The sequence below is a fragment of the Wolbachia endosymbiont (group A) of Norellia spinipes genome, from assembly GCF_964273535.1.
Map to the genome: position 1 here is coordinate 404,119 of NZ_OZ187006.1, position 16,553 is coordinate 420,671.

Consider the following 16,553-nt stretch of genomic DNA (forward strand, 5'->3'; position numbering starts at 1 on the left):
TAATATTTTATGACAATTTCTCCTATTTTGCCAGTTTATTCTCCTGTTAACATAAATTTTTCTTATGGTAAAGGTATTTACTTGTATGATATTGACGGTAAGCGCTACGTAGATTTTCACTCTGGAATAGCCGTTAGTAGCTTAGGTCACACCAATTCGCGATTAATTAGTGCTCTAAAATTGCAAGGAGAAGAATTATGGCATATATCAAATACCTATAATATACCTGCTGCCAATAATTTTGCAGAAAAATTAATAAACAACAGTTTCGCTGACACTGTATTTTTCTCAAATTCTGGATCAGAGGCAGTAGAATGTGGGCTTAAGATTGCTAGGGTCTATCAAAACGGAAAAGGCAATAAAAACCGTCACAGAATTTTAACATTCCATGGTGCATTTCATGGAAGAACCTTCCTAACTTGTGCTGCAAACGATAAACAGAAATTTTCTGAATTACTGAGTCCCTGTATTGATTGGTGTGATAATATCGAGCCCAATATTGAGAGTGTAAAGAAAGCAATTTCAAGTGGTATAGGCGTTATATTAATAGAACCAATACAAGGGCAAGGTGGTATCAAAGTAATGAATGAAGTCTTTATGAAAGAACTAAGAAAGCTGTGTGATGAAAATGACATATTGTTATTTTTTGATTGCGTACAATGCGGTGCTGGTAGGACAGGAAAATTATTCGCATACGAACATATAGGAGTGGAACCTGATATATGTGCTCTTGCAAAGGGAATAGGAGGAGGCTTTCCGCTAGGGGCTTGTCTTGCAACTGAAAAGGCTGCTAAGTATATGGCGGTCGGTATGCACGGTTCCACTTTTGGTGGTAATCCGCTTGCAACCTCAGTAGGTAATGCTGTGCTCGAAGAATTGCTCAGTCCTGGCTTTTTGAAAAATATTGAAATTAGAGGTAAGTATTTAAAAAATAAATTAGAAGACTTAGCAAGTAAATTTCCAATAATAGAAGAAGTGAGAGGGAAAGGGTTAATGCTTGGAATAAAGGTGAAAGCAAACAATAAAAAGTTTGCAGAAGAGCTAAGTTATCGCGGCTTGCTTACTGTTGGGGTAACATCAGATAACGTTGTGAGAATTTTACCTCCACTAATTATCACCGAGAAAGAAATTGATGAAGGCATCGAGATTTTGACTCAATATTTATCTGAGAAATCTTCTAGTGAAATCAAGCAAATACACACGTAAGATCTGGCTGTTTACCAACTGTTGTTTGTACCGAAATTATAGTAGTAGCTACTTCATTCATGCATTTTACCTTATCTTGCTCTTTTATCAATGTAAGTCCATTTATATCACTTAGTGAGTCAAACTTTGTTGCATCCTCAAATATAAATGATTGTAAGATGCTTTTTGGAACCTGGAAGAAAACGCTATTACCAAATGATAATGTCGTTTCTGATAAATCCTGTACTAAATCGTTTCTAAAAACGCATTTCGATAATCCCTCTAACAGGATTGGTATTCCAAAAAGAAAAAATGTCCCTTTCACTAAATAGGTCGTTATTCCACATAATAATGCACCACACAAAAATGCTAGCGGTCCAAATGCTATGAAACCGCAAAGTGATGGCAATAGCATAGTATGGCCTAATGATATTTCATATATAAGCTTCGCTGAAACTATAAGTCCGATAAATAGCATAGCTGTACCCAAGACCATCCTTTGTCTAGAATGTTCTTTCCAGTTCTTGCGATACAATTCAGAAAAGTTATTGTTAACTTTTACTTTAAAAATATTATGGTTAGTTTTTAATTTAAGTTCTAAACCAAAATTTTCTTCCAACTCTGGAAAAAAACCTCTCAAAAGATTGTCCCGCTTTGAAATTACTCCATGACGCCATTTATGGCAATCTATAACTTCATCAATTACCATACTAATTTGATTATTGATCTTGTATAAATTGCTCATTTTATATGAACATCCACAATAATGCTTTTTTCTAAAGTCTGCGCAGCTTAAATTCTTTAAATCGTACAAAAAGTCTTTAATTTCTTGTGCTGTTTTATTAGCATCATCTCTGCAACCTACGGCTTTCAAAACTGTTGCTAAATGCTCATTTTCAATGCGAGAAATCGTTTTATCTAATGCATATATATATTGTTTGGATTGAAAATATGAGATGATTTTTTCTTTACACCTATCTCCATTGCCTTCGTACAAACTATTTTGTGTAAAACTATCATCATTTTCTCCGGCAATTTTTAATACATGACTTAACATATTTTGAGCCTTCACACTACTTTCAAAGTAGCAGTTTCTGATTATATGTACATATGCCTTTGCATCAGCATTTTCAGACTTACCTACATTATACGCTTTAGCTAAAAAGACTAAATAGTCAAATCCTGCCCATAGATAATACATGGACTTTACAATAGCACTTCCCACAGAAAATAGAACTGAGCGTGTGCAAGATAATTTACCGTTGTTTTTAATTCTGTCTTCATATGAACAAAGATATTTTTCTGTACTTTTTAAAATCTTACGTAAATCTTCTTCTGTCTTTCCTACGTCAAAATCATTTATATCATGTACTTTTTCATACACCTCTTTTATCAAATCCTTTGAAAATTTTTTCAGAGCTGCGTCATCGATATTTCCTAGTGCATCCATGTTTTCGCTAATATAGATCTCTATTTTTTCTCCAAGCTCTATTCCCATTCTATTTTTTATTAGTTTATTGTACCTATCAGTGGCTGGAAATAAAACCTTTTGACAAAAATCCTGCGGTGCGCTTTTTAATTTTGCTAAAACTTTATCTACAAATAACTCAATTTTTTCACCTCCAGCAGCAAAAAACCAAGGTTGCCTGTTAGGATTGCGTTCTCTATTTCTTCCCAAATTCTGCAAAGCTTCTGCTGGATTGTTGAACTGACTAGTTGAATCTGTAAATATTGATGCAACGTGATTATACTCACTATCGAAACCACGACTTTTTGATTCGTCTATAATTGTTGTCAACGCATATTTAGCTAATGTATTTAAATCGCCTTGGTCATAATTACAATAGTCAGCTTCGTATTGACTTTTGCTATCATGCATGATTTTAAAGAAAGGTTTATCTTGTCTAATATCAAGATCATTTTTTCCAAATCCTGTAAAAATACATTTATTTTTTTCGCAGAAGTCGTTTAGGTTATGTAGTACATCCCCCTGTTGTTCTATGAAACTATGTAACTCCTTGCTTAAGTGCCAGTTATCAACTATTAGACTGCGTTGTTTATCATTGCTTTTACTCAATGCTTTAATTACTGTCTTTATCTGTGGTAAAAGCTCATCCTTAGCGAATTTCTCACTAAAACCTTTTTTCTTTAGAAAATCTGTAATGCTGCTATCATTAGCAGTACTAACCTTATTTTTAACCTCTTCTATTAATCCACCTAAATCTTTTCTTCTTTGTTTATCCAAAGCGGTGTTATCGCATTCCACTAAATACGAAAGTGTAAGATCAATCATTGAGTGCATTACTCTGTATTCTAGATACTTAGCAGTATTGCTAAAATCTACCTTGTCTTTCAATTTAGATATCTGTTCTTCCGTTAGACCAGGGTGTTGCTTTTTAACGCAGTTTATAAAGTTTGATTGACGTAATTTGAGTCTGTAATCTTGGTACGACATCCCTTCAGGCTGAAATTTATTATAAACTTCATAACGCGTACCATCTTCATATACCAAATTATTCTTACCTTGCAATGCAAAGCTAAGGTTAATTATGCTATTCACATCATCAACTAGAATAAGAGCATTTTCCCCAATTGGGCTTTGTACGTTCCACCTTACAGATTCCAGCAGATTATCAGAGTCAACAAGTTTATTGTAATTAAAAACTTCTTCACATTCTTCAACATATTCATGAGCTGGACTAGACTTTTCCCTAGTAAATAAGCTGCGCACGTTAGCAGCAAACCTAAGGAGCAGTTCTTTTGATTCTACTCCAGTTATTTTGGTCAACACCCACCAAATTGGCAACATTACTATAGAAAGTATAACGAAAGAAATTGTAAAGTATAGATTATTAATTAAAGCGGAATACAGCCAATAATCTGAAGTTAGACCAATTATTGCAGCAACATTACTATTTATAATAGGGAATAATGTAATTAAAGGTATTATGGTAGCAGCAACATTCACCACGAATGCTCGATTGAATTTTTCTCTTTCATTAGTTTTTGCAATAACATTTACTGTTTTGATAGTGTCTGCAATGCAGCGTCTACTTGATCTTGTAGGACTGATAATTTTTCCACATCTGTTTAAGATCCTTTTCTTTGGTGTTGCGGTTAGGTAAGTCGTAGGATATTCCGCATCAAGTTTGCACATATTTTCAAAGGCCTGCTGCTTGTTAATGCTATCTGCTTCATCAATACTAACCCACAATTTAGGCTTTTCACCGTTTTGCTCTTCAAATTTTCGATCATTCTCTTGCTGTAAAAGCAGATCATGTGTTACTATAATTGTTGTAGGTTCAGTGACTTTCAGCGCATCTTTAATTTCTTGCACAGTTTTAGGTGTTTTAACATCTACAGTAAATGCACCATCTATCATTTTCTTAGCTTGTTCAACTAAATTACCATTTGGCACTGCAACTAAATGGTGATATCCTGCTTGAGCTAGCGCATGACTCCACAATCCAATATCATAAGTCTTGCCAAACCCAGTTTCTGCATCAATCATAGTATTACAGTTAGTGATGGAAGAACTTTCTAGATGCTTTAGCATCTCTTCAACAACAGGTTTACGACGTTCTACTATTATAGATTGTCACTGAAGAGCTTTATAGATTCACCTTGTAGCTTACTATTAACTTCCTTTAAATGAGGGATAAGCTCTTTTATTTGATTAGTAATACATTGACTCATATCTTCCCACTATCAATACAATGTATTCCATAATACATTGTATTGATAGAATTACAACAAACATTTTTAGGTATTTTATGCCTTATAGACAAAAAATCCAACATTAGTTATCATCTTAATATGAACGACAATCTGGTATGCCTCGGAATGATTACTTCTCCTCACGGAATTAAAGGAGCTGTTAAATTAAAAACTTTTACCGAAAAACCTGAAAATATCTCCTTATATGGTGAGCTAATAAGTGGTGATGAGAATTATAAAATAGACTTAGTATACGTCATAGGTGATAATCTAGTAATAGCTACAATCAGCGGAGTAAATTCCCGTAATGAAGCAGAGCTTTTAAGGAATAAGAAGCTGTATATAGAAAGAAGCAAGCTACCGAAGCTAAATGATGAGAATGAATTTTATCAAAGTGACCTTGTAGATATGGAAGTAAGGCTGGAAAGTAATGAATTATATGGCAATGTAAAATCTATATATAATTTCGGCTCAGGGGATATATTAGAAATTTTAGTTATCAGCACAAAAAAACGCATTATGCTGTCTTTTACCAAAGAAATGTTTCCGCACATAAACATGAAGGAGAGGTATATGGTGCTCAATATGCCAGAATTTATTGACTAATAAAGACTTTGATATTTATATAAAGCTATTTATAATTGTAAGATCGAACTGAAAATGTAATTATGGCAGAAAGAGCTAACGATATCAGACCAGGTCAGGTGTTGGAACATAACGGCGGATTATTTTTGGTTGTAGGTATTATGCATACTCAACCTGGTAAAGGTGGTGCATACATACAAGCTGAAATGAAAAACATTAAAACCGGAGCAAAACACTATGAAAGATTTCGCTCTGATGCAACAATCAGAAGAGCAATTTTAGATGAAGAGGAGTATGTTTACCTTTTTACTGAAGGAAACATTGTAAATCTTATGCATCCAAGTAATTACGAGCAAATCACTATAAATTTGGACTTATTGGGAGAAAAAAAGATTTATTTGCAAGATAATATGAAAATTAAAGTAGTAACTTATCAAGACAAAATAATTTCTGCGCATGTACCTGATTATGTTACACTTGCTGTGAAAGAAACAGAGTCTATTATTAAAGGACAAACTGCTACTGCTTCTTATAAGCCTGCAATTTTAGAAAACGGAATGCGCGTTAACGTGCCTCAGTTTATAAAAGAAGAGGATAAAATTGTAGTATATACTCCAGATGACAGCTATTATGAAAGAGTGAAAGAGTAAAAGGAAGAATGTCCATCTCATCACCACGAATTAATGTGATGCTTGATTCTGTGCGTAGTGCTTCCAGGCAGCTTATGCGCGATTTTAATGAATTGCAAATTTCTAATGTTAAATCAGCAGACTTCATTAATAAAACTTATTCAAAATCCAAGCAAACCATATACGATTGCTTGCACGACTACAAACGAGACTATGGGTTTATTTCCGAAGATGATACTGACCAAGAAATAAAAGATAACGGTTACACTTGGTTTATTATGCCTATAGAGGGCAGGGAGAACTTTTCTAGTTGCATGGTTTATTTTGCAGTATCAGTCTGTCTCATTCATAAAAATAAAGTTGTGGCAGCTGTAATTGATGCTCCGGCTCTTAGAGAAACTTTTTGGGCAGAAGAAAAGAAAGGTGCTTTTCTTGAGGATTTTAGATCTCGTCATATAAAAATGCGGGTGAAAAGCCGTGAAGGGGGTCTAATAGATGTAAGTGGTAATTTATTAAATAAATTGCTGCCTGGCAATAGTAATGTACGCTCCATCGGTTCAACAATTTTAGGCTTTGCGTACCTTGCAGCAGGAAGGCACAGTGGAATAATTTACTCTGGAATTAACAAATATAAAGCCTTGCTCGGTAGACTTTTTCTGCAAGAAAGCGGTGGAAGGCTAATGGAAGACAACGGGCTAATCATTGCTGGAGATATAAAACTATAGCTAAAGTAATTTATGTTTACCTACAATTTGATAAGCGTAAAACTCGTCATTCCGCTACTTGTTAGCGGAATCCATGCTGAGATACCGAGAATAAATCGCGGTATGACGTAGGGCTGTACTAGCTATAGCATAAACAGGCTACAGAGATAGACAACTTCTCAAAAACTTTTACAAGAGATTCTGTTAAATGTTCTATCATTTCATCAGTATGATAAGGTGTAGGGGTAATACGGAAACGCTCAGTTCCTCTTGGCACTGTTGGATAATTTATATGTTGAACGTATATTCCATGCTCATCAAATAATAATTTTGATGCTCCTTTGGATAACTCTGGGTCGCCAATTATTATTGGAATTATATGAGTTTCTGTTGGAATGAAGTTAATTCCTGTATTTCTCAGTGAGTTTTTTACTTTTTCAACGACTTGCTTTTGCTTTTCCCTTTCAATGTTGCTCGATTTTAGGTGTTCAACGCTTGCCTTTGCTGCCGCTGCTAAAACAGGCGACATAGCAGTGGTGAAAATAAATCCTGGAGCGGAACTTCTTATTACATCTACCAAGCTCTTTGAAGACGCTATATACCCACCCATCACTCCAAAAGCCTTCGATAGTGTACCTTGAATGACGGTTATTCTATCCATCAGGCCTTCTCTTTCTGCAATTCCGCCACCATGTGAACCATACATGCCAACTGCGTGCACCTCGTCCAAATAGGTGATTGCATTATGTTGATCTGCAAGATCGCATATCGCTTCAAGCGGCGCTATATCGCCATCCATTGAATATACGGATTCAAGTGCTATTATCTTTGGTGTTTTTGTGTCTACGGACTTTAACAACTGCTCTAAGTGATCAACATCATTGTGTTTAAATATATGTTTTGGTCTTTTTCCTGATTTTATGCCTTCTATCATTGAAGAATGGTTCTTCTCGTCTGAAAAAATTACTACATTTGGGATAATAGACGATAAAGTGCTAAGTGTTGTCTGGTTAGCAAGGTAGCCACAAGCAAAAGTTAAAGCAGCCTCTTTTTTATGCAAACAAGCTAAGGATTTTTCCAGTTCTACAACCTCTTTTGTTGTACCAGATATATTTCTTGTTCCCCCCGCACCAATTGATGAATTTTGAATAGCGGCAATAACTTTCTCATTTTGTGACATTCCTAAATAGTTATTACTGCACCAGACTATTACTTCCCTATTTCTTTCATAGTCCATAATGTGGGGGAGCCTACCTGGCAATGACGCAAAGTGCATAAATTCACGGTAGCGCCCCTCATCTTTTATATCTTTGATTTTGTTTAAGAATATTTCTTCGTAGTTTACCAAGTTTTCATTCGCTAATAATTAATATAATTATAATAAATTATTAAATGGTAAACTACAATATTTATTCTTCAACTTACTGTTTCAACAAACTTTCTGTTAGCTACAGGTTCAACATTACCACCCTCAAGTGAACTTGAAGGTCTGTTACAGCAATATATGATTACAGCAGCAACTAAACAACAAGCTCCAACTGCTATTCCCACTGCTAACATCTCTAGGCAAACTACAATAGCCGCTCCCGAAGCAACTCCAGCTAGTGCTAGTGCAGAAGCAGCTATAACAGGCAGCTTACTACTTTTTGTACTTTGTGGGTGCGTTTCAACATCGTTATCTTCAACAACTACGTTATTAGAATTACCGATGACAATAATCTGCGGACCTTGTGAATCACCTTTACCTGTAGGTTGATCATTACCCTCTTTACTATCTGTTGTAGTTACCACAGGCTCTTCATTGTCAGTAATATCTTCAGTTGTAGACACATCGCCAGCATTTGAAGAGGTGCTGCTATGCTCATCACTGCTTGAGAGACTAGCATTATCATCCAAGGTGTTTGTATCGTTAACTAAAGTTTCTGGTTGTGGATTATCTTCACTTTCACGCTGGTGATTATCCTCCTCATCACTTGAGGAATCTGGCGTATCACTTGTTTGTAGTGTTATGTATTCAGTAGACTGATTAGCAAGAGTACCTGTAGTATCACTAACATCTTTACTTGAAGAATCTAGCTCATCACTTACTGATGGTGCATGATCATTTTGAATTACAAGCCATTCACTAAGAAGTTTCACAATCTCTCTGAGTTTGCCTCCTTGTTTACTTTTCTCCTCGCCCTCTAAACTAGCAACTTTTGTCTTGGCTTTGCTTAATGCTTCCCGTAAAGCAAATTCAGCAGATGCAGTTATATAAATTTTTTTCTGTCCCACTATAAGTTTTACTGTCTCAAGATCAACACTCTCAAGAACATTACAAAGAATTTCTTCTATGGCCTTTCCTTGGTTAGTTTGAATCCTAGAAAACGGAAACAATTCCTTAATTTCTTTAAGTTTGCTTTCTTGTTGATTCTTTTCCTCGCCCTGCAAACCATTAATTTCTGCCTCGGCCTCATTTATCGTTTCTCGAAGAGTAAAAAGTTCTCTCAAACTGGTCGACCTTTCATTACTTTGTGTCTTTTTTTTAGGACGGAAAAAATTAGAAAGTCTTTTCTGAACCGACCCCTTTTTACTTTGTCTCTCCTCTTTAGAGTTGGTCGACTTGTCAGCATCAGGAGTTTCTATTCCCGAATTGGTCAAAATATTAACATCGGAAAGTCCTCCTCCCAAACTGACTGACTTCTTTTTACTTTGTTTTAAATGGACCTGATTGACACCCATAGTAGGTACTCCTAGAAGGGTGTGCTTACTAGGTTTAGGATTGTTCAAATACTTGTTAAAATATTCTACACGTTCAACCACAGTCTTTTCACCTTCTTCAAGATTATTCGGACTGCCAATATCAAAAATTTCCCCCGAATTGGCCCATTTTTCAAACGATTCTACCAAACTAGTCTCATCCCTTTTGTTTTGTTCCCTCAAATTGATCGTCGATCCTCCTTTAGAATTAGTCAAATTGTCAATATTAGGAAGTCCTCCTCCCAAACTGACTGACTTTTCACTTTGTTCTTTAAATTTGGTCATTACACCCTCCTTATTATAATTGCCTCTGGGCTTCTTTATTGAAGCCCTTATGTCACCCATAATACCATTTCTTCTATCTTTGTCAAGAAATTTATCATTTCTATTGCTGAGCTCAGAATATATATTAATTATTTCAGAGAATGAAGCATTCTTATGTTGATCTTTCACTCGTTCAAAATATTGTTTATCGCTACTTGAATGGGTGCTTAGAATAAGACAACTGGGTACAGTTAGTACATCATACACTTTCCTAGCAGTCCGGGAAAGGATGTAGCATGTTGCAGATATATTATTATCCGACTTAAAATTTTTTGGCTTTATTTTTAAAATAAGATCATGATAAACTTCCAATTTGTGGTCATGTAGCGCCGGCACGGAATGTCTTCCTATTTTTAATTGTTTGCCTACATGTTTATAGCCCATAAAATTAGGTGGTAATGAAGGTATGGAATCTGATCGATCAACTACTCTAATAGTCTTTCTTCCGAAGAGCTCATTACAGACTTTAGCAGCATTACGGTTAAAAACCCTTGGTGCACCAAAAGTTGCAATATGCAAATCTTTTGCATCCTCTGTTACACTTAAACATAGAGCAGCTATGTTAGCGACAGCACCTCCCATGCTGTGACCTGTAAGATTAATTTTTAAATCTCTGATTTCTAATCCTTGATCGTTAGCATATCCTTTTAATATCCCGTAAAGGCTCTCCCAGGAATTTTCAAATACGGAGTAGAAGCCTAGGTGAATTTTACCACCTTTGGGCAGAAGTTCATATTGACGAATTAAAGGTATTTCAACATCTCTCTTGAAGTCATAAGAATTACAAGTACCGCGGTATGCTATAGTTACTTCCTTACCCCTTATGAAAACATAACCAGTATGTCGAACTTCTTGGTCAGAAATAATGCCATGAAATTGAACAACTTTGTAACCCTCTTTCTCAAGTTGAGCAGGAGTTTTATATCCTCCTTTCTTTAGCTTAACAAACTCATTGTTTTTACAACCACAATCACTAACATAATAGCCTACCATAGCGAAGTTGATCATCTCTAATAACTTCTTTTGGTTAAATCCTGCAATTTTAGTTAGATTCCTAGAATTATTCCTGCTTTTACCTTTTCCTGTAACACCTGCTGTTTGTGGAATAGGTTTTCTAAGTAGATTAATTATATATTACCTCACATAAATAACTAATCTAGTATAGTATTAGACAACAATCTTGCCAAGCAAATTATTAACTCTCTTAGCAAACAGACTTACATCATCCATCTCTTCACCTTCCACGATGCAAGCTTGGTAAAATAATAAATGAATCATGTCTTCCAATGTTGGGTTTTCACCATTTTCAGCGTGAGATTTCATTATGCTTTTTATTACAGGATGCTTAGTGTTAATTTCCAGTACCTTTGGCGTGCGGTAATTTAGCTGCTTTTGTTCACGCAAAAAACGCTCCATGCGAAGATCCATAGCACCTTCATCAACTGCTAGACATACAGGGCTGTCAGTCAGTTTTTTTGAGATTTTCACGCTTTTCACTGAATTGCCAAGAACCTTGGTGAAATATTGCAGTATAGAGTCCGTATTTTCTTCAGTCTTTTCTTCATCTTGCTTATTTTCCTCATCTTTTTTATCTTCTTCTGAAGAGAATTTTTCCAAATCAACATCAGTGCGGGTCACAGACTTAAATTTTTGATCTTTATATTCATGAATCACGCTAGTCCAGAAATCATCAACTGGATCAACAAATAGGAGCACTTCTAGTCCTTTACTGACGAATCCCTCAAGTTGCGGACTGTTTTTCACTGAATCGAGGCTATTCCCGGTGAGATAATAGATATGTTCCTGCTCAGGCTTCATTCTGCTTATGTAGTCATCAATGCTGACTAATTTCTCATCACCAGTGCTATGAAATCTGCAAATCGAGAGTAGCGCTTCTCTCTCATCAGTTGGCATAGCTTCACAAAGACCCTCTTTTAATACTGCACCAAAATTGGTCCAGAATTTTGTATATTCCTCTAAATTCTCTTTTGCCTTTTTACCGAGCTCTGATATCGCGCGTTTAGTTAAGGATTTTCTGATTTGCTCAACAACACGATTATTCTGCAGCGTTTCTCTGCTGATATTAAGAGGCAAGTCCGGTGAATCAACAATACCTTTCAGAAAACGTAAATACTGCGGTATGATCTGTACGTTATCTTCAGTGATAAATACTTTATTTACATATAACTTAACAGAGCAACGTCTATCTGGATGAAATAAATCAAAAGGTTTAATAGAGGGAACATAAAGCAAATTTGTATATTCTATTGCACCTTCATTTTTATTATGCAATATCATCCAAGGCTCCCCGCCAACGTGAGCAACACTGCGGAAAAAATCATTGTGTTCCTCTTGAGTAACATCATTTTTTGGCTTAGTCCAAATTGCAGCCTTACTGTTTAACTTTTCACTTTTTCCTTCTTCATTTATGAATTCAACAGGAAAATTTATGTGATCAGAGTAAGTAGTGACAATGTTTTCAACACGAAATTTATCTAAAAACTCATTCTCTTCAGGACGCATAATGAGTGTAATTTTAGTTCCACGAGAAATTTGATTATCTAGTTTACTTATCGAATACTCTCCATCTCCCTTGGATTTCCAGACCCAAGACTCCTCCTCTCCAGCTTTTCTTGACTCTACTATTACTTCTGATGCAACCATAAAGCTTGAGTAAAAACCAACACCAAACTTCCCAATCAGCTCCACAGCTTGGCTTGAATCCTTGCTATTTTTAATCGCATCTAAGAACTTTTGCGTACCAGAGCTTGCAATTGTACCAAGGTTATCTATTAAATCTTGTCTGTTCATTCCGATGCCATTATCAGTGATATATAGCTCGTTCTTATCTTTATTGGAGCTAATAGTGATTTTTAACTCATCACTTGAATCTAGCAAATTTGAATTAGATTGAGATTCATAGCGCAATTTATCACATGCATCCGATGCATTTGATATTAACTCACGCAGAAAAATGTCCTTATTAGTATAAAGTGAATGAATCACTATATTCAGTACTTTCCCTACTTCAGCATCAAATTTTAAATTTTCAGTTTCTTGTACGTTATGCATTTTGAGCTCCATTATTTGCCTACTACCCTAATAATCTAAGTATTGCACTGCAATCTTTCAAGGTCACGCACGCCAAAATTAATGTAGCCGCCATATTATGACACCCAATTTATGGGATCTCTTGCATAAAAATTCCTTGACACCCTTCGCCAACCCCCTTATCATGAAACTGAAGGTATTCATTTATCTTCATCTGTGCAGATTAAACAGCAAGAAAACAACGTAGTTGGCGTCTTATTTTTAATTTTTTGCACTATGTGCACCTTATGTCTTCACAACATTTCTGGGTTTTTACCTATATAAGCTGAAACGCGCTTATAAGTCGTTTAAGACAGTATAGTACGCCAATTTGCAGGATTAGAGAGTGACAACTAGCTAACACGGGGTTTCTTTTGCCTTTTTTTCTGCTTAGTAAATTTCTTAAACATTTAAACTAAGGTGGGTTGCATTTAAAAGCAGCTAAATTGCGGTGTTTAAGACTTAAAAAACGCCAATACTGAAAATAGACAATGACTAGGGCTTCTTTTGCCTTTTTTTCCGTTTGGTAAATTTCTTAAATATTTATAGCTAAACGACAATCGTCATCCCGCTGCTTGTTAGCGGGATCTAGAGATACCGTGACGGTATGACGAGGGAGAACAATTAGCGGCTGAGATACCGCGAATGAATCGCGGTATGACGTAGGACTGCTGTCATTCCAGTACTCCTTTTTTTGTCATCCCAGTGCTTGACACTGGGATCCAGTTTTCCATATAATCTCATCGAAAACGTTGTATTTTAACGTAAAACATCTATTTTTATGCTTACCAACTTAATAAAATTCCTGGATCCCAGTGTCTGGGCACTGGGATGACACCATTCTTTTTTCTGGATTCCAGACTGGAATGACACCGTCTTGGATGGAAACCAGTGTCAGCTACTTTCATGACACCATCATAAGGTGAAACTGGATCCCAGTATCTGGGCACTGGAATGACAGGAGATACCGTCTTGTTAGTCAACAAAAAAATTATAAAAATTTCCCAAGTTGCATCATAAAATCAAAAAATACTTCCAATTGTGTAACAGTACACAGATTATAGTTAGTGGATATGTTGATAAGTAAATTAGTTTTATACGCACAAAACAGATGAAGTTTACTTATCAACATATCCACTAACCAACAACATTCAATAAATTTGTGTAAGATACCACTTTACATAAGATAGATAGGAAGCATTTTTGATTTTAAAGTACTAAACCTTCAGTCAACCTCCTAGCCCTGTAGTTTTTGATATGGTTAGGATCAAAAGCACTTTTGGATGTCAGAATACCGAAAATGATATGGAGTAGCTTACGCATTGCAGCACCAACGATGGCCATATTATGCTTACCCTTTTCCTTTAATCTTTGGCAAAAGCTCATAATGATAGGATTGTGATTCTTAGCTACTATGGCAGGAAAGAAAAGTGCCTTACGTAATGTTTGTGAACCGGATTTACTTAATCTGGGTTTGGCATATACAGAGGAACCTGACGTCATATTTCGTGGTATAACTCCTGTATATGCTGCCAATTGCCTGGCATCTCTAAAAACCTCTATATCAGAAACTTCAGCTAAAATAGCTATTGCTGATTCTTCTCCTATGCCTGGAATAGTCAATAGAAGTTGAAAATTTTCCAACAATTCTTTGTGTTGATTTAATAGTTCACGTACGGAGTTTTTTATTGTTTCTATTTTTTGAGCTATATTCATTGCAAGGTCTTCCCAAGCATTTGCAACTTCTTTAGGCAGTCTCTCTTTTTTTTCTAAGTGGTTATTTACTAATGTTAACTCATCTTTTAACGCAACTGAGCAACGATAAAGATGTTTTAATTTTTTCATTTCAGGAGAAGGTGGTGTCCAACTAGAAGGTTCCTGTCTTTGGCAATAATCAGCAATAACTTCTGCATCGGTCTGATCATTCTTTTGTCGTATCAGCTTACTCCTTGCATAAGATTTTATGCAATAAGGATTTACAACACTTACAAAATGTCCAGCATTGTGTAGAAATTCAGCCAGTGCTTCGCTATAACAACCAGTAGATTCCATGCAGGTTTTTACTTTTTCTACATTATGTTTGTGTAGAAAATTCAGTAGACTTTGAAACCATCGTTCTTAAAGCTTCTTTTTCTAGTTTCACGCTTTCCTTTTTTGCTTATAAATGAGAGAAAAACATCAAAGCGATCTTTTGATATATCTATGCCCAAAAAGTTGTTGATCATATATAACCCCATACGTTACCATTAAAAATGAAAAGTAAGGCTAGTCTTGTGAATACAGAATTAGAACCATTCAGGTCTTTCTACGATACCTTCCAGCCTATACTTTTGAGAAGGGAATTCTTATCTCCTCTACAGATTTTATATCTAAGAAGAAGCACAGAGTTCCTCCCTTCTCCACCTAATGCTTAAGCTTAAAACATTAGATGCTTTTGACAAGATACAAGTAGAAGATATCCTTATTGCCTGCGTTGATGGGCTGAAAAGCTTTCCTGCAGCTATAAACAGTGTCTTTCCTAATGCGGAAGTGCAGATGTGTATAGTGCATCAGATACGCAACTCACTGAAGTATGTGGCCAGTAAAGATGCGAAGAGTTTTTTGAGCGATTTAAAGAAGGTATATCAAGCTTCAAGCAAGGAAATTGCCGAGAATTATAGCTCTTCTCATAATAATCCAAACAAGTTAAGATATGGATTTATGGTAGTGGGGTTTGTATGCCAGCAGCGTATAGTTACGATTTAAGGAAAAAAGCAATGGAGGCATTGGATGAAGGAGAAAGTAGAGCAACTGTTGCAGAGAGATTTAAAATTGGAAAAACGACTCTATATGAGTGGCAGAAAAGGCGTAAGGAAACGGGAGATTTTCAGTCAAAAAAGCCTGGAAGCGTAGGATATAACCATAAAATTACTGACTGGAATGTTTTTACCAAATTTGCAAAAAACCATGGTGGCAAAACTCAGTCAGAGATGGCTAAACTCTGGGGTAATATCAGTCGACAAACGATTCACCGCGCACTTAAAAATATTGGATTTACAAGAAAAAAAGACCTACGGATATAAAGAAAGAAATGAAGGAAAGCGAGCTCAATTTTTAAAGGTTATAGCAACAAAACGTCATGAAAATCTTGTATATATTGATGAATCTGGAATAGATAATACAGAAGACTACCCATACGGATATTGCAGAAAAGGAGAGAGGTTTCATTCATTAAAATCAGGTAAAAAAACTCAGCGTGTCAGTATGATTGCAGCTCTAAATAAAAGGAAGATCATTGCTCCATTGACCTTTGAAGGATACTGCAATAAGGATGTTTTCGAGGCTTGGTTTGAGCAGTTTTTAACTCCAATTTTAAGGTCTGGCCAAACTGTAATTCTTGATAACGCTACATTCCATAAATCTAAAAAAATAGATAATCTTGCTAGAGGAGTTGGTGCTGAAATTCTTTATCTTCCTCCATATTCTCCAGACTTTAACGAAATTGAGCATAATTGGTTTGCTATAAAGAATAGAGCTAGAAAAAATATCCCTATTTTTAAGTCTTTCCGTCAAGCTGTTGATTCTGCTTTTTTATTCTGAC

10 protein-coding genes and 2 pseudogenes are annotated in these 16,553 nt (G+C 35.6%); 6 read left to right on the forward strand and 6 right to left on the reverse strand.

From position 1 onward, the window contains the following. The first annotated feature begins 9 nt into the window (after positions 1–9). The gene (locus ACFZP3_RS02075; protein WP_386086750.1) at positions 10–1,206 is read left to right on the forward strand and encodes an aspartate aminotransferase family protein; all 1,197 of its coding nucleotides are present in this window, start codon (positions 10–12) and stop codon (positions 1,204–1,206) included. Here the strand turns inward: ACFZP3_RS02075 and ACFZP3_RS02080 are convergent. After that, a complete protein-coding gene (locus ACFZP3_RS02080) occupies positions 1,187–4,741 on the reverse strand; it encodes a DEAD/DEAH box helicase family protein (RefSeq protein ID WP_386086751.1) in 3,555 nt (1,184 codons plus the stop codon). The genes ACFZP3_RS02075 and ACFZP3_RS02080 overlap by 20 nt on opposite strands. Before the next feature lie 260 nt (positions 4,742–5,001). Here ACFZP3_RS02080 and rimM point away from each other — a divergent pair, with 260 nt between their 5' ends. From rimM to ACFZP3_RS02095, 3 genes are all read left to right on the forward strand, one after another. Then, complete coding sequence (rimM, locus tag ACFZP3_RS02085) at positions 5,002–5,508, forward strand: ribosome maturation factor RimM (protein ID WP_386086752.1); 507 nt, start codon at positions 5,002–5,004, stop codon at positions 5,506–5,508. A 62-nt stretch (positions 5,509–5,570) separates the two neighbouring features. Continuing rightward, positions 5,571–6,137: an elongation factor P gene (gene efp, locus ACFZP3_RS02090; protein ID WP_386086753.1), complete on the forward strand. Its 567-nt coding sequence runs from the start codon at positions 5,571–5,573 to the stop codon at positions 6,135–6,137. Positions 6,138–6,145: 8 nt separating this feature from the next. Next, a complete protein-coding gene (locus ACFZP3_RS02095; RefSeq protein ID WP_386086754.1) occupies positions 6,146–6,841 on the forward strand; it encodes an inositol monophosphatase family protein in 696 nt (231 codons plus the stop codon). Positions 6,842–6,959: 118 nt separating this feature from the next. On the opposite strand, the gene hemA is transcribed toward ACFZP3_RS02095, so the two are convergent. From hemA to ACFZP3_RS02120, 5 genes and pseudogenes are all read right to left on the reverse strand, one after another. Then, complete coding sequence (gene hemA, locus ACFZP3_RS02100) at positions 6,960–8,168, reverse strand: 5-aminolevulinate synthase (RefSeq protein ID WP_253307234.1); 1,209 nt, start codon at positions 8,166–8,168, stop codon at positions 6,960–6,962. A gap of 68 nt (positions 8,169–8,236) precedes the next feature. After that, positions 8,237–10,891 carry a lipase family protein gene (locus ACFZP3_RS02105; protein WP_386086755.1) on the reverse strand — a complete coding sequence of 885 codons (2,655 nt, stop codon included), beginning with the start codon at positions 10,889–10,891 and terminating at the stop codon, positions 8,237–8,239. A 159-nt stretch (positions 10,892–11,050) separates the two neighbouring features. Then, the gene (htpG, locus tag ACFZP3_RS02110) at positions 11,051–12,955 is read right to left on the reverse strand and encodes a molecular chaperone HtpG (RefSeq protein WP_386086756.1); all 1,905 of its coding nucleotides are present in this window, start codon (positions 12,953–12,955) and stop codon (positions 11,051–11,053) included. 803 nt (positions 12,956–13,758) lie between these two features. Then, on the reverse strand, positions 13,759–13,959 hold the full coding sequence (locus tag ACFZP3_RS02115) for a hypothetical protein (RefSeq protein ID WP_265017217.1): 201 nt from the start codon (positions 13,957–13,959) through the stop codon (positions 13,759–13,761). Positions 13,960–14,182: 223 nt separating this feature from the next. Beyond that, positions 14,183–15,198: pseudogene (locus tag ACFZP3_RS02120) on the reverse strand (IS110 family transposase). Between the two features lie 223 nt (positions 15,199–15,421). On the opposite strand from ACFZP3_RS02120, the pseudogene ACFZP3_RS02125 reads away from it, so the two are divergent. Beyond that, a pseudogene (locus tag ACFZP3_RS02125) lies at positions 15,422–15,625 on the forward strand (transposase); the annotation flags it as partial. A gap of 65 nt (positions 15,626–15,690) precedes the next feature. Next, positions 15,691–16,552 (forward strand): IS630 family transposase gene (locus tag ACFZP3_RS02130; RefSeq protein WP_386086489.1). Its coding sequence is split into 2 segments (ribosomal slippage): positions 15,691–16,016 and positions 16,015–16,552, totalling 864 coding nucleotides; the frame shifts between segments, so codons are not numbered across the junction. Position 16,553 lies beyond the last annotated feature (1 nt).

Coding starts and splice junctions, on each gene's coding strand:
- ACFZP3_RS02075 (WP_386086750.1), top strand. CDS start 10: ATGACAATTTCTCCTATTTTGCCAGTTTATTCTCCTGTTAACATAAAT.
- ACFZP3_RS02080 (WP_386086751.1), bottom strand. CDS start 4,741: ATGCTAAAGCATCTAGAAAGTTCTTCCATCACTAACTGTAATACTATG.
- rimM (WP_386086752.1), top strand. CDS start 5,002: ATGAACGACAATCTGGTATGCCTCGGAATGATTACTTCTCCTCACGGA.
- efp (WP_386086753.1), top strand. CDS start 5,571: ATGGCAGAAAGAGCTAACGATATCAGACCAGGTCAGGTGTTGGAACAT.
- ACFZP3_RS02095 (WP_386086754.1), top strand. CDS start 6,146: ATGTCCATCTCATCACCACGAATTAATGTGATGCTTGATTCTGTGCGT.
- ACFZP3_RS02105 (WP_386086755.1), bottom strand. CDS start 10,891: ATGATCAACTTCGCTATGGTAGGCTATTATGTTAGTGATTGTGGTTGT.
- htpG (WP_386086756.1), bottom strand. CDS start 12,955: ATGCATAACGTACAAGAAACTGAAAATTTAAAATTTGATGCTGAAGTA.